This window comes from Yoonia sp. BS5-3 (assembly GCF_038069655.2).
GTDB classification, from domain to species: Bacteria; Pseudomonadota; Alphaproteobacteria; order Rhodobacterales; family Rhodobacteraceae; genus Yoonia; species Yoonia phaeophyticola.
In genome coordinates, this window is sequence record NZ_CP150951.2 from 707,394 (window position 1) to 726,588 (window position 19,195).

Consider the following 19,195-nt stretch of genomic DNA (forward strand, 5'->3'; position numbering starts at 1 on the left):
ACGAACAAAACCAATGCTCTTATCATTTTGCCCAAAATACTTCCGCGCGGAGCGCGTCGTGGCAGCGCGACTAGACGCCTACGCCCGATGATAGGGGCTGCCCGCCTGAATAGAAGCCGCCCGATATAGTTGCTCAGCCAACATCACACGGACCAGCATATGCGGCCAAACCATCTTTCCGAAACTCAATGACGCGTCCGCCTGCGCCCGCAAGTCCGAGGCAATACCATCGGCACCACCAATGACAAAGGCAACGTCCTGCCGTCCCTGATCACGCCAAGCGCCTAGTTGTTGCGAAAAATCAGGAGAGGACACTAACTTGCCACGCTCATCCATGGTGCAGATCAATGCGCCATCAGGAATGGCACGTTGCAACAAAATCGCTTCGGCGGCCATGCCGCCGCCCTTTTTATCCTCAACTTCGATCAGCTGTGCAGGCCCAAGCCCATGAGCGCGCCCAGTCCGGTCAAACCGGGTCAGGTAATCATCATAGAGCATGCGCTCGGGGCCTTTTCGCATCCGGCCCACAGCGCAGATCTGAACGCGCATCAGGGTGTGGCGGCCGCCCCAGGCTGCCACATCTTTTCGAGCTGATAAAATTCGCGCACTTCGGGCCGGAAAATATGGACGATGATATCGCCCGTATCAATTAAGACCCAATCACCCGCATCTTTGCCTTCGGTCTTGCAAAGAATGCCGAAATCCTGCTTCAGCCGGTCCGCCAGCTTTTCAGCCATTGCCGTGACTTGACGGGTTGAACGCCCCGAAGCGATGACCATGAAATCACCGATCTCAGACTTGCCGCGCAAATTGATCTGCACGATGTCTTCGCCTTTGTCATCTTCAAGGGACTTCAGAACCGCGGCCAACAGGCTTTCGCTGGTTACAGATTGCGGCGCCTTCATCGCTTGCGCCCCATTTGTGGCTGTCGTTTCAGCCGTCGTGGAAAGAGACAGTGCATTGTCCTCCTTAAGGTGCGCCGTCACAGCCCCGGCGCCGGGCACAAGTCAAAGTTAGCAATGCCCGGCACAATTTTCAACATCCTGCTTACGGGCAGTCCGGCATCTCACGCAATTGCGCCTCCGATGTTACGACCGATAGTGGTCCCCCTTTCACAAGCGGCAGGAACGGACCGCCTTGCTCAACTTGCACGGCCACGCTGACTGTAGCATCAGGTTCAGGTCCCGTACCGATACGGCAAGGTGACAAAGAAACTGACAATGCGCCTTGCGTCGTATCAGGGTTTTCCGCGTTCCATTCTTTAGCCACGCTTTGCAGGGCGCGCAGATCATCGTGATCGGACTGATGAATCGTAAAGACCGATCCGGCACGTTGCAGTGTAAAAATGCCCTCTTCAGTGTGTTGGGTGTCGGAACGCGTTACTGAGAACACCAATCTCGCCGTATTTGGGCGTAGATCGACCCCATTGGGCAAGCTTAAATTCACCGCAAAATCCGCCGGATCTGCAGTTAATGGGGACAGTCCACCCAGCTTCATCACCGTCGCCGGCACAAGGCTGCTACAAGCCGAAAGGACTAAAACAGGGAAAAGAACAAATCGCATAAGAATCTCCTTTGACATATATTATTTATTGTTTTACGTTAATTTATATAGATTAAAAGGAAAATTTATGTCTAAAATACAAGATGTCGCCAAACTTGCCGGGATATTGCGCGGCGCAACGATTGCCGCGATGGTTGCACTGCCAATTGCCATTATCGGCGGTCTTTTGGCCACACCCCTGACACCCGAATTGTATATGGACACAGTCGCAGCATCCCCCGAGACGAGCACAGCGCAGTTGATTGCTGTCGTTGCGCTCAACCTGATTAGCCCGTTTATTCTGCTGCTGACATTGAACGAAATGCGGATTCTGTTTGAGGCCTATCAGCGGGGCGAGGTCCTGACGGACCGCAGTGCCAAACTGATCCAACGTATTGGCCAAGGATTTCTAGCACTTGCCATCATTCCCTTTGTGCTACGTCCGATTCAGTCCGTGCTGCTTACCTGGAACAATCCGCCAGGTGGGCGCAGTCTGGCCATCGGGTTGGACAGTGACATGCTATTCTTTGCTCTGTCGGGCGGATTGATTATTGTCATAGGCTGGGCCATGCGCGAAGCGTCAGTCGTTGCTTCCGAAAATAAGGCCTTTGTATGAACCAGCCTGAAATCATTGTACGCCTTGATGTGATGCTGGCCCTGCGCAAGATGAAATCCCGTGACTTAGCGCAGATCGTCGGCATCACAGAGCAGAATATCAGTTTACTGAAATCCGGGAAGGTAAAGGGCATCCGTTTTGACACACTAGCCAAGATCTGTGCTGCACTAAAGTGCCAACCCGGTGATTTGCTTGAAGCTGATCTATCCTCTGAGAAGGAGGATGTGCGTAAAATTTAATCAATAAAGCCAATATGTTGGTATTTTCCGACCCAGCGTTAACTTTGATAAATTTTGATCTTTTTTTGACACAATTCTGCCGACTTGCTTCGCGACTTCGGGGATGTCGTATCTAGTTGGATAATTACAATGTTAAGACTAACCCAAAGCGCCCCGCGCCATAATGGTTTCCTCGCGCTCTCCTCAATTGCAATAATGACTACGTTTCTGTGCAGCGCGCCTGCCATAGGTCAGGAAGCCGCAACACCCGACGAATTGATAGACGTCAACTATGTCATCGAATCAGACGGAGCAGATCGTATATTACTTGCCGGAAAGTTGCGGACACTCACCCAGCAGGTCGCAGCCGCCTCATGTTCGGTCACATCTGGGATTGATGTCGTAGAAGCCCATGACGTTCTGGAGCAAGCAACCGCAGAGTTTGATCGTTATATCGCCGCGCTTCGCGACGGTGATGAAGAACTGCATATTCTCGGGCCGGAGGAAGATGCCCGTATAGTGCGCGATCTGGAACACGTTCTGGAAGAATGGTCAGCGATCCATAGCGCCATTGATGCAGTGATTGCCGATAGCAACAATGTCGACGCGGCTCATGTGATTGATGATCACAATCTCGAGCTGCTTGACCTGACAACGATTTTGTCATCCGATATCTCGGGCCGCTATGCCCATCCATATGAGATGACAGCCGCCGACGCGATGATGATTGAAATCGCGGGACGTCAGCTGATGTTGACCCAGAAAATGGCCAAAGATTCCTGCGAAATCTGGACCGGCTATCACAGTGAAGAGGCTAAGGAAGACCTAGTCGCTACTATGGCCGTTTTTGAAACCTCGTTGAACGCTTTGCGCTATGGTATGCCGGATGCAGGGCTGCAAGCGGCACCAAATGACGTGATCCGCACTGATCTTGACCTGCTTTTGTCGCGCTGGGACATCGTTAAAATCAACCAGCAAAGGCTTGTTGACGGTGAAGAGCTGAATGAAGAGCAAAAAACCGAGATTTTCCACGATCTTTTGGTAGAGCTGGCCGATCTTGAACATTTGCTCGACGACTACAAAGAACATGCCGAACGGGCGCATTAAGGCGTTCGCGTATTACGAATGGAAAGGCCTTTAGCACCTTGCGTCGATAAAGGCCTTTCCATCCGGCTTGCCCAGCACCTGTGGTAGGTCTGCCATCGCCTTCGAAAGAGGTACGATACCAGCGACATCCGTTTTCCATTGCCCCGTCACGAACCGTTCTTGAATTTCAGCAAAGGCCTGCGGAATGCGAGTGGGATCAGTTTGCTTCATCCAGCGTGTCAACCAAAACCCCTCGATCACCTTGTTCTGGAAAATCAGTTGCCCCATCTCGCCCAAGGCAGGCTTTTCGGTTGAAAGTTTCCCATAATTAACCCAGCGCGCGTGGCTGGGCATAAGGAAAAACAAATCCGCCGTGAACTGATCGCCGACAGCATCCAGCAAAACCCTCGGTTTCAATGTCTTAAAGACATCGCTGGCTGCGCCTATTGCATCACTGCTGTGACTTACGATTACCTCTGCCGCCCCGAGGGCCCGTAACGCATCACCTTGGGCGGCTCTGCGCACGACCGCGATCGGTTTGATACCCGCATCCCGGCCCAGCCCAATCAGCAGCTTACCCAGTTGCGAACCCGCTGCGTTCAGCACAAAACTATCAGCCCCGCTTTGCCTGACCAAATCAAACATGGCGATCGCCGTGAGCGGGTTCACCAATTGCCCCGCAGCATCAACATCTGCAAATTCGGGCCTACAGGGCACCAGACCACTTACATCCGTCATCGCATATTCCGCCCAAGTACCCGACGCACTGGCAAAAAAGCTGACGCGTTGCCCGACGAGAGGCGTATCACCGGCAACAACTTCGCCGACAGCCTCAAAGCCTGCGGGGATACCCTTGATGCGAGGTTGCCCATACTCGCCCTTAATAAAATGAACATCCGAAGGGTTCACAGCCGCCAGATGTACCTTGATCAAAGCCTGCCCAGGGCCCGGCGTGGGCACCGGAATTGTCTGATGCGTTAAAAGGGGGGACAGATCATCAATCATTGGCCCGGTCTGGGTGTTGGCGTAGCCGTCATGGCGTTGCACCAAGGCCTGCATTTGTGTTGGGACGTTCACAGATCAAAGCTCGCAAAGACGGGGGCGTGGTCGCTTGGTTTCTCCCAGCCCCGTGCCGCCCGCATGACCCGTGATCCATGTGCTGCATTTTTGATGTCCGGCGTGGCCCAAATATGGTCAAGTCTACGTCCTTTATCCGCCGCGTCCCAATCCCGCGCCCGGTAGGACCACCAGCTGTAAAGCTGCCCCTCGGGGATGTCATTCCGGGTCACGTCGGACCAATCACCAGCGTCCATTACTGCATTGAAATGCTCCACTTCAATTGGCGTATGACTGACCACTTTCAAAAGCTGTTTATGGCTCCACACATCGTCTTCACGCGGTGCGATATTCAGATCACCAACAAGAATCGCTTTCTCTGGCTTTGCGGCATTGAACGCATCGCGCATATCAGTCAGATAATCGAGCTTTTGGCCGAATTTTTCATTCACATCGCGATCTGGCACATCGCCACCTGCAGGCACATAATGGTTGTGGATGGTCACCCCGTTTTCGAGCCGCGCCGCAACATGCCGCGCATGGCCGAGATCAGCAAAGTCTTCTGCCCCAACCTCAACCATTGGGATTTTTGAGAAAATCGCTACTCCATTGTATCCTTTTTGCCCGCGCGCAACCATATGTGTGTAACCCAGCGCCGTGAATTGTTCGCGCGGGATTTTGTCGACCGGACTTTTGCATTCCTGCAAGCAAAGGACATCGGGTGCCTCTTCGCGCATCAACCGCGCGACGATATCCTCGCGCAGACGGACCGAATTGATATTCCAGGTGGCAAGAGTGAAGGGCATGGGCTTGCTTTCTGTCTGGCTGATTTTTTGGGGGTAGCCTATGGGGTACATCACCCATGTCTGCACCTAAGTGCTGCCCGGTTCAACCAGATGTACCTTTGGGATCGGCAAAGATTCGCGGTGCATGGGTTTGCAGCCAATGAATAACGCATTGCAGCCGCCGGGTCTGCACCAAATCGGTGCTGGCATGAGCATGCAGCGTCCGTACAAGCGCCGGCCGCCCGCAATCGATCCGAACCAGGTCCTTGGCGCGATCCCCAATGCAGCATGGCAAAAGACCTTTACCGATTCCAGCCTCTATCGCAGTCAGAAGCAGCCCGGCATCATTCGCATCAAGTGCTTCACGCGCTATGGTACGGGTGCGTTTTCGCAACCACCTATCTGGTGCACGTTTGGCGCGCGGATCTTCAAATGACACCCAGTCAGCCACATCCGGATCGCGCCCCTTACGAATATACAGTGCATAAGCCACCTCACTGATTGGAAAAGCAAATTCGGCGTCTTTTGGTTCGATCTCAAACCACAGGGCCAGTTCAGGCCTACCTTGAGTCAGCGGCCAATGGGCGCTGCCGGAAACGAACCGCAGTTCAAGTCCAGGCGTTTGTATTAGCAAATCCTCAAGCCCTGCCCCGATAATCGCATCCAACGTCCAGTGATTGCCAATAATTGTCACCGGGCCATGCAACGTATCCGCACTGCTTTGCGCTTCATCCTCGAGCCACAAAACCTGTGTTTCAATCTTCTTGGCCCGGTCCAGCACCCGCTGCCCGGCTTCTGTTGGCTGAAACCCCATATTCGACCGTACGAAAAGCACCGTTCCGAGGCTGGCCTCTATTGCGTTCAGCCGACGCCCCACAGTCGATTGGTCCATGCCCAACACTTCAGCGGCCGCAGATTGGGTTCGGTTGCGCGATATTGCCAGAACAATTTTCAGATCGTTCCAGTTCATGTCAGCCTTTCTTGCCTGTATTTCATACATTTAGGCCACTGCAGTCTGCAGTGGCCCAGTCGGTATGCAAAGTTATTTTTTGGGCGTATCCTACCCACGCAGAGATATGTCAAAAGTGATACGAGACCCGCAGCATGGCCGTTGTGAATTCAACATCAACCGCGCTATCATCCACGTTCTCGAATTCGTGCAGCAAAACTTCCGCCCCGACTGAGATGCTCTCGGACAGCATTATATCCGTCCCGATCCCGTAAAATGGTGCTGTGTCTGCGACCTCGACCGGCGCGCCTATTGGCTGAATTTCGCCCGATGCATAAGCCAAACCAGCAACCCCATAGATAAGCGCAGATCCCAAATTGCCGCCTGCCCGTATCTTTAGATGCGCCAAAGTGTCTATTTCAGCGGAAACTAAATTGTCTTCATCCTCAAGTGCCGAAGATGCGGTGTTGTAGTCGATTTCGACACCTGCAGTGATCGCACCGAACGAGCGTTGCACCCCGCCATGCAGCCCATAAAATGCACCTTCCACGGATGTTTCCGGAAATGCCGTGTCGGGCAGTTCGGGGATCAAATCGCCTGCCGCTGGGCCCGCTTGCAAGCCTACATACCAGTCAAATGGTACAGTCGCAGGTGCAGGCAAAGGTGGTGGCGGAATAATAGGGTCGGACAAGCCCCCCGCCAAAACTGGATTTGCAAAAATAGTGATGAGAATGCTGGTTGATAAATGACGTTTCATAAGAAGCTCTTTCCAAGTTGATAAAATATGTCGCCAGAGGGCTGCCCAACTAAGCCATTGTGACCGTGGCCGCTTAGCTGCTCACAATCGTCTGGCGTGTTTGGTTTAACCAGTCGATCGCATCACGAAAAAGCGCATAACTGCATAGTGACTATGTAATTTTGCAAATCGTAAATCCGCAACAGTTTCCAAAGCTCTCTACACAACAAAAAACCCCGCCAGAACAGGCGGGGTTGTCGACTTACATCGGTGGCCAGTGTCGCAATTTTCGAAACGAGCCTTACATACGGACCCCATTCGTAACCGCGTCTGTCAACACAAGCGGGCGCTGTACGCCATTGCTGACCAGCTCTGGCAACACAGAGGGGGCTTTCGCAACTTCTTCGATCTCCTCCGCATCATCAAAATAGTGAACATCCGATAAATCGGCCAATGCCGGCGTCGCAAAGACGATATCTTCGTAAGATGGGACATCATCATCCGCCAATGTCTGGGCTGACAGCACATTCACGTTCTCCGGCACCGCGATGATGGCTGGCGTTGGGATTTCCGGTTTGGGGGCGGGAAGCGCGGCAGGCACATCCTGCGCCATGAGCGCCGCAACACGTTCGCGCGTTTCGACAAGCGGTGCGTCAACCATCTGGGTAACCGCGACCGGCGCTTGTGCCTCAGGTGTGAATTCTTCCGTGATATCCGCCTGTAGGGTCTGGCGGACCTTTTCGCGTCGATCGTCAACATCATGCATAGAACTAAGCGCCAATTGCCCAACGATCTGCGGCGACGTGTTGTGCCCGACAAGCGCATAAAGGCTGGGTATCAGGTCGTAGAGATCATCGGTTTCTTCGCGGCTACGGTCCGTCACGATAATCGAACTGATATACGGATTTTTCCGCTCGGCCGACAAGGCGATTGTATGGGTCAGGCATCCATCAAGTTCCTCATCCATTACAAGCAAATCAATCCTGTCCATGCGGATCAGGGTTTCAGCAACATCGCGATTCTCAACGTGAAGGATTTGAAACCCTTGACCCAACAAAGCCTGCGCATTGGCGATTGCTGCATCGGGTTGGTTTCTGAGGATAAGGGCTTTCATCGGATTCTCCTGATAACTGGCAACGATTGGTCCTAGGTTAAGCACCCAACCCTTAAAACTTGCTAAAAACTCGATGTAGTTTTTCGCCAGACTTGGCCCCTGCCCCGGATGCCCCTATAGAGGCCGAAGACAATCAAGGGTGCAGCCATGCGCAACGCAACGATCACACGCAAAACCGCCGAGACAGACGTCACCGTTACCATCGATCTGGATGGAACAGGCGTCTATGACAACCAGACTGGCGTCGGCTTTTTTGATCATATGTTGGATCAACTATCCCGGCATGCACTGATCGATATGACCGTCCGCGCCACTGGCGATTTGCATATTGACGACCACCACACGGTTGAAGATGTGGGTATCGCACTGGGCCAAGCGCTGACACAGGCGTTGGGCGACAAAAAGGGCATCCGCCGCTATGGCGCCTGCCATCTAGCCATGGATGACGCGCAGGTGCGTTGCGCGCTGGATTTGTCCGCGCGCCCCTACCTGATCTGCAATCTGGACCTGCCTTTTGGCAAGATCGGCACGTTTGATACCGAATTGGTGCGTGAATTTTTTCAGGCATTCAGCACCCATGGTGGCATTACGCTGCATATCGATAAGCTGCATGGGTTTAACGCACATCACATTGCCGAGGCCGCTTTTAAGGCCGTTGCTCGTGCCCTGCGCGAAGCGGTTGAAACAGACCCCCGCAAGGCCGATGCGATTCCGTCCACAAAGGGCAGCCTATGATCACAGCCCTGATTGATTATGACAGCGGCAATCTGCATTCCGCCCAAAAGGCGTTTGAACGGATGGCTGATGAGGTGAGCGCCGGTCGGGTAACCGTCACATCTGATCCGGATGTTGTCGCCAGTGCGGATCGCATCGTTCTGCCTGGCGACGGCGCCTTTCCGCATTGCCGTTCCGAGCTTTTCGCCCGCAGCGCGCTTGCCGAAGCGATTATTGAGGCCGTGACCGTCAAGGCCCGCCCCTTCTTTGGTATTTGCGTCGGAATGCAAATGATGTCGACAACGGGCCACGAACATGAGCCTACCCCCGGCTTTGGCTGGATCGGCGGCGATATCTGTAAGATCACACCAGACGACCCCACATTCAAAGTCCCCCATATGGGTTGGAATGACCTGATCATCGATCATCCCCACCCGGTTCTTGAGGGCATCAGTTCAGGTGATCATGCCTATTTTGTGCATTCCTACGCGATGGATGTGACGAACCCGGCCGAGCGTTTGGCCCATGTAGACTATGCCGGCGATGTCACCGCGATCATCGGGCGCGACACGATGATCGGCACACAGTTTCATCCCGAAAAAAGCCAAAGCGCCGGGCTGCGTATGATCGGGAACTTCCTGTGCTGGGCCCCCTGATCATATGAATGCCTGACTTGGCCGAATATGCCCCGTCACCAACCCACGTCGGTTTTTGATCGGACGCATTATTCGCGCCTGCGTCGCCGGATGATCTGCGTCAAGCACTCCAAGCCTTACCAAAATTGCGGTGATGGCTGCTTCGCTTGCTCGGGTTGCCCCATCTGTAATTTTCACCGCTACCCCCATTCTTAGGTCAGGGATGATGGCCGTATAGACCCCTTCGGCCCCGGTCTTGATCGCAACCCTTCCATCCATGGCACGCATCAGATCGGTGCAGGCCCGCGTCTCGCCTGCAACAAGCGCGGGATATTTGGCCATGGCCTTTACCAGGCGCGCCGCGGCAACACTGCGTGTATCGGACCGCACATGCGCTCTTGCAAAGAAGGCCATCGCCCGCGCCAGCCCATATACAGTGCAGGCATGATTTGGCGCTGAACAGCCATCGATGCCAAAGGTAGGGCTGGTTTCTTGGGTGACGTCTTCAAACGCTGCTTTGCAGGCCTGTTGCACGGGATGATCGATCAGATCATATTCTGGCCCGCCCTTGATGTGCTTGTTCAGCATCAGGAAGCCCGCATGTTTACCGGAACAATTATTGTGGATCTGGCAGGGTTTTTCATCGGCTCGGATCAGCCCATTGCGCGCGTCCAGATCGCTCGGCAATTGCGGCCCGCAGCGCAAATCATCATCGCTCAACCCAAGATCATCAAGCCATGCCCGCACTGGTCCGGTATGGATTGCCGCCCCCTGATGAGAGGCACAAGCCAGTGCCAGTTGCACATCACTGAGCGCGGTGCCTGCCCCACTTTCCAACAGTGGCAAGGCTTGAACCATTTTACAGGATGAACGTGGGTAAATCACCGCTTCGATATCGCCCCAAGCTTGTACGATTTGACCCGTTTCATCACAAACGACCGCGTGGCCTTGATGGATACATTCAACGAGATCACCGCGCCAGACCTCAACCAAATCAATGGGGTTTGCCATGTTTTTGCCCTTTTGGATTGTTTATGTTTGCACGATACCGCAAGAGGCGCCGAACGGGGCTTTCCCCGACGCGCGGTTTGTTGCTAAGATAGACGGTATCGAGTTGAAACAAGCCCCGCCAGCGGAAATGGTGTCGTAAGATGCATCAACGATCTGGAAGGGCATCCAGAGGCAAGGACAGCTTGGAGGCTGTGACATGATTTTGAAAACTTCGAAGGCGGTTTGCGCCTTGGCTATTGCCCTTTGGGCTGGTGCCGCATTGGCGCAAGAAGAGAGCGACAACCGCGTCGCGGTCGAAACCGACTGGAACGTTTTTGTAGAGAGTGATCCCAATGAATGCTGGGTCGTCTCAGCCCCTGTTGAGACGTTGAACACCCGCGATGGGAATGCGGTCACAGTGCGCCGCGGCGATATTCGTCTGATCGTTTTCTATCGTCCTTCAGCCAATGTCTCGGGGCAAGTTATGTTCGCGGGCGGCTACCCATTTGCTGATGGTTCAACCGTATCGATGCGCGTTGGCGACACCACGTTTGAGATGTTTACCGAAAATGAAACTGCATGGCCCGCAACCCCCGAGGATGATGCGCGATTCGTCGCCGCAATGAAGCGCGGGTCAAACGCGGTTCTCACTGGCCGCTCGGGCCGTGGAACAACAACCCAGGATACTTTCAGCTTGCTGGGCTTCACTGCCGCCGTGGAAGAGGCCGCAAGCCGCTGCGCAAGCTAACACCGGCGTAAAGCGACAATATGGGGCTGGTTTTCTTGTGAAAACCGGCCCTTTCTCTTATATGGCGGGCTTGACCCCAGCCAAAGGTATCAACCGATGACCGCCAATGCACCGATTACGCAGGATGTGAAGACTTTTCCACGCAAACTGCCCGATGGCCCGCCAAACCTTATCGGGATGACCCGCGAGGCGATGCGCGATGCGCTAATTGGTGCCGGGATCCCTGAAAAGCAGGCCAAGATGCGCGTTGGCCAAATTTGGCAATGGATTTATCATTGGGGCGTGCGCGATTTTGCCGCGATGACGAACCTATCCAAAGACTACCGCGCCATGTTGGCCGAGACCTTCACACTCGACGTCCCGGAGGTTGTCACCCGCCAGGTGTCCGAGGACGGCACCCGCAAATATCTTGTTCGCATCGCAGGCGGTCACGAGGTTGAAGTGGTCTACATCCCTGAAACCGATCGCGGCACATTGTGTATCTCTAGCCAAGTTGGTTGCACATTGACCTGTTCTTTTTGCCATACCGGAACCCAGAAACTCGTCCGCAATCTGACAGCGGCAGAAATCATCAGTCAATTGTTGATAGCCCGGGATGATCTTGAGGAATGGCCAGCCCTTGGCACCCGTCCCGAAGGCCCCCGCCTGTTGTCGAATATCGTATTGATGGGCATGGGCGAGCCGCTCTATAATTTTGAAAATGTTCGCGATGCGATGAAAATCGCTATGGACGCCGAAGGAATCCAATTGTCGCGCCGCCGCATTACGCTATCGACATCTGGCGTGGTTCCCGAAATCGCCCGCACCGCAGAGGAAATCGGATGCCAATTGGCCGTGTCTTTCCACGCAACGACCGATCCCGTCCGCGACATGCTGGTGCCCATCAATAAGCGTTGGCCTTTGGCCCAGCTGCTGGAGGCGCTGCGCGCCTATCCCAAGGTATCCAACTCTGAGCGGATCACATTTGAATATGTGATGCTGGACGGGGTGAATGACAGCGATGCAGATGCGCATCGTCTGATCAAATTGATCGAAGGCATTCCGGCCAAAATCAACCTGATCCCGTTCAACGAATGGCCCGGCGCGCCCTATAAAAGGTCATCGAACAATCGGATTCGCGCCTTTGCAGATATCATTCATAATGCCGGTTACTCGTCACCTGTGCGCAAACCGCGTGGTGAAGATATCATGGCCGCATGTGGTCAGTTGAAATCCGCAACCGAACGCGCCCGCAAATCAAGGGCCCAGATCGCACAAGAGGCCGGGCTGTAAGCCAGCCGCGGCCTGTTATTTATCTACATCAGACAGATTAATCAGGACTTAGCCTGCGCTTGGGCCTGGGCTTGAATTTTCTGCTCAAGGGACGCGATACGGCGCTTGAGCAGGTTTTTTTCCTCATGCGCTGCCGCAAGCTGCTTTTGCTCATTGTCGCGTTCAAAGCGACATTGCTCAAGATTGCTGCGCCAGAAATCGATCTCGGTATTGACCGTATCTGCACTTTGGCCCGCGTCCTGGTCGAAGCGCCAGATTAACCAGCCCAGCGCGATGCCAAGCGAGAATGTGACGAGCATGAAGATGAAGATTTGGATCACAAGGGGAGACATCAGACTATCCTACTCGCTATCGGTTTCAGTTGCGGCCTCTTCGGCCTCTTCGGTTTCTGGCTCTTCTGCAGCCTCGTCCTCGGCAGGTTCCGAAGTCTCTTCGGTAGATGCTTCTTCAGTCACTTCAGGCTCAAGAATTTGCCATTCAAAGGTGATCCGGCGGTTCGCCGCGCGTCCTTCGCTGGTGTCGTTTGTCGCGATAGGCTGACTTTCACCGTAGCCAACAGCCCGCATTTTTTCGGGCGCGACACCGCCATCGGCCATGAAATCGACGACCGCTTGCGCGCGGGCCTCACTGATGGCCTGGTTGCTGTCTTCGGCACCCTGGCTATCTGTGTGACCACCGATTTCCATGATCAGACCTTCATTGCGGCAACCGATGGCCAAGTCACGTAGCTGCTGTAGCGTGGCAGCCGATGTGGCATTGATCGAGGTCGTGCCCGTGTCAAAAGTGATCTGCGATTCCGCAAGGATACCGTTCGCACGATCAATACAGACCGCTGCAAGATCAGCAGCGGGCAGCGTATCACTTAGACCAAGACGCAGTGTTTCGATCGTTTCCGCTTGCGTTGCGACTTCGGCGGTAAGATCTTCGATCTGCGCGTCCAGTGCCTCAACATCAGTGTCGGCTTCAACAGGGGCAGCACTTTGTGCAGCAGCCTGGGCCTCGGCCAGTGTCGCCTCAAGTGTAGTGATCGCTTCATCGCGTTCAGCCAGCGTCGCAGTCAGCTGCGCGATTTCTTCCGCAGCTTCTGCCTGCTGGGCCTCGACATCCGCAGTGGCATCTTCGTTCGCGGCCGCTACTGCCTCGGCATTGGCGGCTTCGAGGTCGGCAATTGCTGTATCGCGTTCTTCCAAAGATGCCGTCAGTTCGGCAATCTGTGTGTCTGCGTCAGTGCTGGCTGTGTTTAGTTCAGCAATCTGCGTTTCAAGCGTCGTGACCAGCTCATCGCGCTCAGCCACCTCGGCGGCCAGCGCAGCCAGCTCGGCCTCGAGAGCCGCATCAGCCTCGGAAGCCTCCGGAGCAGCAACAGCTGCGGACTGGCTGGCTTCAAGATCGGCCGTCAGCGCTGATACTGCGTCTGTCAGTTCTCCTATTGTGACGTCGCGACCGGCGACTTGTTCCTCAAGCGCGGCGATCTGGTTGTCCAAGGCGCTTGTATCAACAGCCGCTGCAGCAGCTGGTGCATCACCTTCAAGGGCTGCGATTCGTGCTTCAGCAGCTTCAGCAGCCTCTTGCAGCGTGTTCACCTCGCTCAATTTGGACAGCAATTGTTCATTGTTGGATTCAAGCTGGCTGGTCAGGGTTGAAATCGTCGCGTTGGCCTGCGCCAGGCTAGCGGACTGTCCATCAAGCTGCGCTTTAAGGTCGGCAACCTCTGCGGCAACGGCACCTTCGCTATCCGACTGCGATGCAAGCGCAGCTGTCGCCGTTTCCAGCTCTTGCGTTGTCGCCGCGAAATCCTGTGCCAGCGCGTCACGCTCAGCCGTCAAGCTCTCAAGCGACTGCGTCAGCGTGCCCACTTCTTCTTCATAGGTGGCAACAGATTGCTGCAATGCCGTCACTTCGGCAGCACTTTGGCTTTGCACCTCTTCCAATTGCGCCTGCAAAGCAGATTGCGCTTCAGCGACCCTTTCCTCGGCCATGGAGGCAACATTCCGCGGCGCTAGCTGCGCTGCAAAAAAGAATGTGAGCGCCGTCAGGACCGCAACCGCAACAATGAGCACAACTCTCATGAAAGACTTCCTTCACCACGTTAATCTCGCAGGGCATCTGCTGACCCGCGTCATCTCCTTAAAAAGAGATTTAGTCGAATTCTAGGCGCTTCAAAGAATAAATAAGAAACGTCCAGCGCGTTCCCCAGCCCCAAGAAGCATGGGACCGTATTTCACGTTGAATCAAGGCATAAATACGGCAAAGCTCAGTGGCTACATAAAATTGCCGATCAAAGTTAAGGGCTTGGAAAGCCGAGCCACGGAAGACCGATGTTGTAATGCCGAAGAATATCTCGCAGGAATGAAAGAAGCAAAAAGGAGGAGGCTAAGATGCGAACGCGTGCCGCTGTTGCCCTAGAAGCCGGAAAACCGCTTGAAATCATGGAGGTAGAACTTGATAGTCCGAAAGCAGGAGAGGTCTTGGTTGAAGTGAAGGCTACTGGGCTTTGCCACACAGATGAATTTACCCGCTCGGGCGATGACCCCGAAGGCATTTTCCCAGCGATTTTGGGCCATGAAGGCGCAGGCATCGTAATCGAAGTTGGCGCGGGTGTCACCAGTCTAGAGGTCGGTGATCATGTCATTCCACTTTACACGCCCGAGTGCCGCGAATGCGAATATTGCCTCAACCCCAAAACTAACCTCTGCCAAAAGATTCGCACGACCCAAGGCGCTGGCCTGCTGCCGGATGGCTCTACCCGCTTTAAGATGCTCGATGGGACGCCCATTCACCACTATATGGGCTGCTCTACCTTCGCTAATCATACGGTTGTCCCGGAAATCGCATTGGCCAAAGTACGCAAGGACGCCCCGTTCGACAAGATTTGCTATATTGGTTGCGGTGTGACCACCGGGATCGGCGCGGTAATCAACACTGCCAAGGTAGAGATCGGGTCTCGCGGCGTTGTATTTGGTCTTGGCGGCATTGGTCTGAATGTCATCCAGGGCCTACGTCTGGCAGGCGCCGATCAAATTGTTGGTGTCGACCTGAACCCCGCAAAGTCCGAGATGGCAACGAAATTCGGCATGACCCATTTTGTGAATCCATCACAGGTCGATGGCGATCTTGTCGCCCATCTGGTTGAACTCACCAATGGCGGGGCCGACTATACATTTGACGCAACCGGTAATGTCAGCGTGATGCGAACCGCTTTGGAATGCGCCCATAAGGGGTGGGGCGAGTCGATTATTATCGGCGTGGCACCCGCTGGCGCTGAAATCAGCACCCGTCCCTTCCAATTGGTCACTGGCCGTAGCTGGCGCGGGACCGCCTTTGGTGGCGCCAAAGGCCGTACTGACGTGCCCAAGATCGTTGACTGGTATATGGACGGCAAGATTGAGATTGATCCCATGATCACCCACAAGTTGAAACTGGATGAGATCAATCACGGATTTGACCTGATGCATGAAGGCAAATCAATTAGGGCAGTGGTCGAGTTCTAAAAGATTGGGGTCGCCCTTAGGCGGCCCTTGCACAAACCAGTCAGTCCGGGACGTTATCTATCCCTGAGCCCCCCCAAGGGTGACACCGCAAAATTCTGCGGATCGTCAGACAGGTGCCCTTGATTGCCCCGTGCTTCTCGAGCGCCTCAAGCGCATATGCTGAACACGTTGGTTGATATCGGCATCCATGCCCGACCCACGGCGAAAAAATCAACCGATAAGCGCGCACTGGTAACGCTACGATATGTGCAAAGGGGCTCATCCGTGGATCTTCGCCATAGCGCGCCGCATATCGGTCAAAAGCACATCAAAGCTAAGATCCACAGTTTGATCTTTGCGCCCCACCAGGATGTAATCCCAACCATCGCGACCCAATTCAGGAAGCACAATGCGTGCAATCTCGCGAAGCCGCCGCTTTGCACGGTTGCGGGCAACCGCATTTCCAACCTTTTTCGAACAAGTAAAGCCAACGCGGATTCCTGTCGCTTCATACAGCGCGCGCTTTCGGGCCTGTAGATGAATGCCGGGGGTCCCCTGCCGGCGGGCACGCGACGCACGTACAAAATCCGCACGTTTGGTCATCACGCAAACGGAAACCGCCGGAGTGCCTGCATCAGGCCCAACCGGCGGTTTCAAATCTGTCAAAGCAAACGCTAGCGCTTACGCGCTCAGCTTCGCGCGGCCTTTGGCACGGCGGCTGTTCAGGATCTTACGACCAGCTTTTGTGGCCATGCGTGCGCGGAAACCGTGGCGGTTCTTGCGAACCCGGTTAGATGGTTGGAACGTGCGCTTCATCGCGTGCTCTCCGGTTTGTGGCCAAATCCATCAAAGGGATTCGAAGCCGAACTACATTTCAGACCTGCCGTTTAGAGATGCACCCGCCCCATGTCAACGCGCATCCGCACAGGAAATTGCAACATTCCGAGCGATCTGCCTCAGTCAAATGTTACAGCTTTCGTGATCCACCCCACTTAAACTGAAATAACACCTCTCTTTATATCAACGCGCCGTGAGGTGGGTATCGCGAAGCCGCGCTTACCTTCATCTAAGCATCAGAAAAATGCCAACTCGCCCCGAGGAGCACGCCCTATGACCGAAACAACTGAACCAGCCACAAACCCGATACTTAAAAAGCTGCCTTTGATCATCATCATTGCGGTGGCCCTGTTCGGCGCATACTTCCTGCGCGATTATCTGAGTTTTGAAGCCCTGGCCGAAAATCGCGAGGCACTCATCGATTTTCGGGATGCAAATTATTTGTTGACAGTACTGGTGTTCGTGGCCGCGTATGTGGTGATCGTCGCCTTCTCGCTACCCGGTGCGACCATCGCCACGCTGACAGGCGGTTTCTTGTTTGCCACCTTCCCGGGTGCTTTGTTCAACATCACCGCTGCGACAATCGGCGCTACCGCGATTTTCCTGGCCGCCCGGTGGGGGTTTGGCGAAACCTTGGGCAAGAAGTTGGAGGACACAGACGGCGCGGTCAAAAAGATCAAAGATGGGATCGATGAAAACCAATGGTCCATGCTGTTTTTGATCCGACTGGTGCCGGCCGTCCCATTCTTCTTAGCAAACCTTATTCCGTCTTTCCTCGAGGTCCCGCTGCATCGCTTTGCCATCTCGACTTTTTTCGGGATCGTTCCCGGCACAGTCGTTTACACCTCAGTTGGCGCTGGGCTGGGTGATGTGTTTGCTCGCGGCGAAACCCCCAACCTTGGCATTATCTTTGAGCCTCAAATTATCTTCCCGATCCTGGGTCTTTGCGTCCTTGCCGCCATGCCCATTGTCATTAACGCCCTGCGCGGCAAGAAAGGACTGTAAGTTATGAACCGGATCAAAACAGATATCTGCATCATCGGCGGCGGGTCAGGTGGATTGTCCATCGCAGCAGGCGCGGTGCAGATGGGTGCCAAAGTCGTCCTGATCGAAGGACACAAAATGGGCGGTGACTGCCTAAACTATGGCTGCGTTCCCTCAAAGGCGCTGATTGCTTCAGCCAAGCAGGCCCACGCCATGTCGCATGGCGAAAAACTCGGCGTCGGCGAGGTCGCACCTAAAGTAGACTACGCTGCTGCCAAAGATCATGTGCATGACGTCATCGCGACAATCGCGCCGGTCGACAGCGTAGAGCGTTTCGAGGGTCTTGGGGTCCAGGTTATCCAAGAATTTGGTAAATTCATCTCAGAAACCGAAGTCCAGGCAGGCGATAACATCATCGAAGCAAGGCGCTTTGTTGTTTCAACAGGTTCGGGCCCTTTTGTACCACCGATCCCGGGGCTTGATACCGTCACGCATTACACAAACGAAAATATCTTTGATCTACGCGAAAAGCCTAAACATCTGATCGTCATTGGAGGCGGACCGATTGGCATGGAAATGGCGCAAGCGCATCGGCGCCTGGGCTGCGAAGTAACCGTGATTGAAGGCATGAAAGCCTTTGGTAAGGACGACCCGGAGATGGCCGAGATCGTGCTTGAAAACCTGCGCAATGAAGGCATCAACATCGTTGAAGAGGCGCAAGCCGAAAAGATCAGCGGTAAAGGCAAAACAGTGACTGTCCACACACCGAAGGGTGATTTCACGGGATCACATCTGCTGATCGCAGTGGGGCGTAAGGTGAATACTGAAAATCTTGATCTGGATGCCGGCGGTATCGCTCATGATCGCAGCGGTTTGAAAGTTGGGCCTGGTCTACGTTCGATCACAAACAAAAAGGTCTATGCCGCCGGCGACGTGGCTGGCGGGCTGCAATTTACTCATGTCGCGGGATATCATGCCGGGGTTTTGATCCGCTCAATGCTATTCGGACTGCCATCAAAACAGCGCACCGATCATATCCCTTGGGCCACCTATACCGACCCAGAACTGGCGCAAGTCGGCCTGACCGAAGCGCAGGCCAAAGAAAAGTTTGGCACCCGCCTTGAGGTGGTGCGGTTCGAGTTTCACCACAATGATCGCCTGATTGCAGAACGCAAAACCAAAGGATTGATCAAGGTGATGGTAGTCAAAGGCCGACCCGTAGGCGCATCCATTGCAGGCCATATGGCTGGCGAATTGATCGGTATGTGGGCCATGGCGATAGCAAACAAAATGAAAATGTCAGCAGTCGCGAACACAGTTCTGCCTTACCCCACAATCAGCGAGGTTAACAAACGGGCTGCGGGGGCCTATTTTAGCCCAAGACTTTTTGAAAACCCCACGGTAAAGCGTGTTGTCGGCTTTGTGCAGCGTTGGTTGCCCTAA

Annotated in this window: 24 protein-coding genes; 10 read left to right on the top strand and 14 right to left on the bottom strand. The window is 54.4% G+C overall.

Going from position 1 to position 19,195, the window contains the following annotated elements:
• Window positions 1-78: 78 nt before the first annotated feature.
• The 3 genes from rlmH to AABB29_RS03680 are packed head-to-tail and all read right to left on the bottom strand — an operon-like array spanning window position 79 to window position 1,563.
• A complete protein-coding gene (gene rlmH / locus AABB29_RS03670) occupies window positions 79-549 on the bottom strand; it encodes a 23S rRNA (pseudouridine(1915)-N(3))-methyltransferase RlmH (protein WP_341368238.1) in 471 nt (156 codons plus the stop codon).
• On the bottom strand, window positions 549-1,004 hold the full coding sequence (rsfS, locus tag AABB29_RS03675) for a ribosome silencing factor (protein ID WP_341368237.1): 456 nt from the start codon (window positions 1,002-1,004) through the stop codon (window positions 549-551). Before rsfS ends, rlmH begins: the two co-directional genes overlap by 1 nt.
• Before the next feature lie 43 nt (window positions 1,005-1,047).
• A complete protein-coding gene (locus AABB29_RS03680) occupies window positions 1,048-1,563 on the bottom strand; it encodes a hypothetical protein (RefSeq protein WP_341368236.1) in 516 nt (171 codons plus the stop codon).
• Between the two features lie 67 nt (window positions 1,564-1,630).
• Here AABB29_RS03680 and AABB29_RS03685 point away from each other — a divergent pair, with 67 nt between their 5' ends.
• From AABB29_RS03685 to AABB29_RS03695, 3 genes are all read left to right on the top strand, one after another.
• Window positions 1,631-2,158: a hypothetical protein gene (locus AABB29_RS03685; protein WP_341368235.1), complete on the top strand. Its 528-nt coding sequence runs from the start codon at window positions 1,631-1,633 to the stop codon at window positions 2,156-2,158.
• Window positions 2,155-2,397, top strand: a complete 243-nt coding sequence (locus AABB29_RS03690) for a helix-turn-helix transcriptional regulator (RefSeq protein WP_341368234.1) — start codon at window positions 2,155-2,157, stop codon at window positions 2,395-2,397. The genes AABB29_RS03685 and AABB29_RS03690 overlap by 4 nt, the downstream gene beginning before the upstream one ends.
• Window positions 2,398-2,526: 129 nt before the next feature.
• Window positions 2,527-3,483 (top strand): type IV pili methyl-accepting chemotaxis transducer N-terminal domain-containing protein, encoded by a 957-nt coding sequence (locus AABB29_RS03695; RefSeq protein WP_341368233.1) that lies wholly within the window; start codon window positions 2,527-2,529, stop codon window positions 3,481-3,483.
• Between the two features lie 30 nt (window positions 3,484-3,513).
• On the opposite strand, the gene AABB29_RS03700 is transcribed toward AABB29_RS03695, so the two are convergent.
• The 5 genes from AABB29_RS03700 to AABB29_RS03720 all read right to left on the bottom strand — a co-directional run bounded on the left by AABB29_RS03700 (window position 3,514) and on the right by AABB29_RS03720 (window position 8,102).
• A complete protein-coding gene (locus tag AABB29_RS03700; RefSeq protein WP_341368232.1) occupies window positions 3,514-4,539 on the bottom strand; it encodes an alcohol dehydrogenase catalytic domain-containing protein in 1,026 nt (341 codons plus the stop codon).
• Window positions 4,536-5,324 carry an exodeoxyribonuclease III gene (locus AABB29_RS03705; protein ID WP_341368231.1) on the bottom strand — a complete coding sequence of 263 codons (789 nt, stop codon included), beginning with the start codon at window positions 5,322-5,324 and terminating at the stop codon, window positions 4,536-4,538. The genes AABB29_RS03700 and AABB29_RS03705 overlap by 4 nt, the downstream gene beginning before the upstream one ends.
• Before the next feature lie 82 nt (window positions 5,325-5,406).
• Complete coding sequence (locus AABB29_RS03710; RefSeq protein ID WP_341368230.1) at window positions 5,407-6,273, bottom strand: LysR family transcriptional regulator; 867 nt, start codon at window positions 6,271-6,273, stop codon at window positions 5,407-5,409.
• 109 nt (window positions 6,274-6,382) lie between these two features.
• Window positions 6,383-7,009, bottom strand: coding sequence for an outer membrane beta-barrel protein (locus AABB29_RS03715; RefSeq protein ID WP_341368229.1), 627 nt, complete (start codon window positions 7,007-7,009; stop codon window positions 6,383-6,385).
• 280 nt (window positions 7,010-7,289) lie between these two features.
• Window positions 7,290-8,102, bottom strand: a complete 813-nt coding sequence (locus AABB29_RS03720; RefSeq protein ID WP_341368228.1) for a hypothetical protein — start codon at window positions 8,100-8,102, stop codon at window positions 7,290-7,292.
• A 147-nt stretch (window positions 8,103-8,249) separates the two neighbouring features.
• On the opposite strand from AABB29_RS03720, the gene hisB reads away from it, so the two are divergent.
• Both hisB and hisH read left to right on the top strand, forming a co-directional pair.
• A complete protein-coding gene (hisB, locus tag AABB29_RS03725; protein ID WP_341368227.1) occupies window positions 8,250-8,837 on the top strand; it encodes an imidazoleglycerol-phosphate dehydratase HisB in 588 nt (195 codons plus the stop codon).
• A complete protein-coding gene (gene hisH, locus AABB29_RS03730) occupies window positions 8,834-9,472 on the top strand; it encodes an imidazole glycerol phosphate synthase subunit HisH (protein WP_341368226.1) in 639 nt (212 codons plus the stop codon). Before hisB ends, hisH begins: the two co-directional genes overlap by 4 nt.
• Here the strand turns inward: hisH and AABB29_RS03735 are convergent, their stop codons facing one another.
• On the bottom strand, window positions 9,473-10,462 hold the full coding sequence (locus AABB29_RS03735; protein WP_341368225.1) for an asparaginase: 990 nt from the start codon (window positions 10,460-10,462) through the stop codon (window positions 9,473-9,475).
• Between the two features lie 196 nt (window positions 10,463-10,658).
• On the opposite strand from AABB29_RS03735, the gene AABB29_RS03740 reads away from it, so the two are divergent.
• A complete protein-coding gene (locus AABB29_RS03740; protein ID WP_341368224.1) occupies window positions 10,659-11,189 on the top strand; it encodes an invasion associated locus B family protein in 531 nt (176 codons plus the stop codon).
• Between the two features lie 96 nt (window positions 11,190-11,285).
• Window positions 11,286-12,461, top strand: a complete 1,176-nt coding sequence (rlmN, locus tag AABB29_RS03745; RefSeq protein ID WP_341368223.1) for a 23S rRNA (adenine(2503)-C(2))-methyltransferase RlmN — start codon at window positions 11,286-11,288, stop codon at window positions 12,459-12,461.
• A gap of 41 nt (window positions 12,462-12,502) precedes the next feature.
• Here rlmN and AABB29_RS03750 read toward each other — a convergent pair whose 3' ends face one another.
• Window positions 12,503-12,793, bottom strand: coding sequence for a hypothetical protein (locus AABB29_RS03750; RefSeq protein ID WP_373636782.1), 291 nt, complete (start codon window positions 12,791-12,793; stop codon window positions 12,503-12,505).
• 9 nt (window positions 12,794-12,802) lie between these two features.
• On the bottom strand, window positions 12,803-14,530 hold the full coding sequence (locus AABB29_RS03755) for an OmpA family protein (RefSeq protein WP_341368221.1): 1,728 nt from the start codon (window positions 14,528-14,530) through the stop codon (window positions 12,803-12,805).
• Between the two features lie 309 nt (window positions 14,531-14,839).
• Between AABB29_RS03755 and AABB29_RS03760 the strand changes: the two genes are divergently transcribed.
• Window positions 14,840-15,952 carry an S-(hydroxymethyl)glutathione dehydrogenase/class III alcohol dehydrogenase gene (locus tag AABB29_RS03760; RefSeq protein WP_341368220.1) on the top strand — a complete coding sequence of 371 codons (1,113 nt, stop codon included), beginning with the start codon at window positions 14,840-14,842 and terminating at the stop codon, window positions 15,950-15,952.
• 40 nt (window positions 15,953-15,992) lie between these two features.
• Here the strand turns inward: AABB29_RS03760 and yidD are convergent, their stop codons facing one another.
• The 3 genes from yidD to rpmH are packed head-to-tail and all read right to left on the bottom strand — an operon-like array spanning window position 15,993 to window position 16,747.
• The gene (gene yidD, locus AABB29_RS03765; RefSeq protein WP_373636783.1) at window positions 15,993-16,214 is read right to left on the bottom strand and encodes a membrane protein insertion efficiency factor YidD; all 222 of its coding nucleotides are present in this window, start codon (window positions 16,212-16,214) and stop codon (window positions 15,993-15,995) included.
• On the bottom strand, window positions 16,211-16,597 hold the full coding sequence (gene rnpA, locus AABB29_RS03770) for a ribonuclease P protein component (protein ID WP_341368218.1): 387 nt from the start codon (window positions 16,595-16,597) through the stop codon (window positions 16,211-16,213). The genes yidD and rnpA overlap by 4 nt, the downstream gene beginning before the upstream one ends.
• A 15-nt stretch (window positions 16,598-16,612) precedes the next feature.
• A complete protein-coding gene (rpmH, locus tag AABB29_RS03775; protein WP_084625790.1) occupies window positions 16,613-16,747 on the bottom strand; it encodes a 50S ribosomal protein L34 in 135 nt (44 codons plus the stop codon).
• 294 nt (window positions 16,748-17,041) lie between these two features.
• Between rpmH and AABB29_RS03780 the strand changes: the two genes are divergently transcribed.
• Both AABB29_RS03780 and AABB29_RS03785 read left to right on the top strand, forming a co-directional pair.
• On the top strand, window positions 17,042-17,773 hold the full coding sequence (locus AABB29_RS03780; protein WP_341368217.1) for a TVP38/TMEM64 family protein: 732 nt from the start codon (window positions 17,042-17,044) through the stop codon (window positions 17,771-17,773).
• Window positions 17,774-17,776: 3 nt separating this feature from the next.
• Window positions 17,777-19,195, top strand: coding sequence for an NAD(P)/FAD-dependent oxidoreductase (locus AABB29_RS03785; protein ID WP_373636784.1), 1,419 nt, complete (start codon window positions 17,777-17,779; stop codon window positions 19,193-19,195).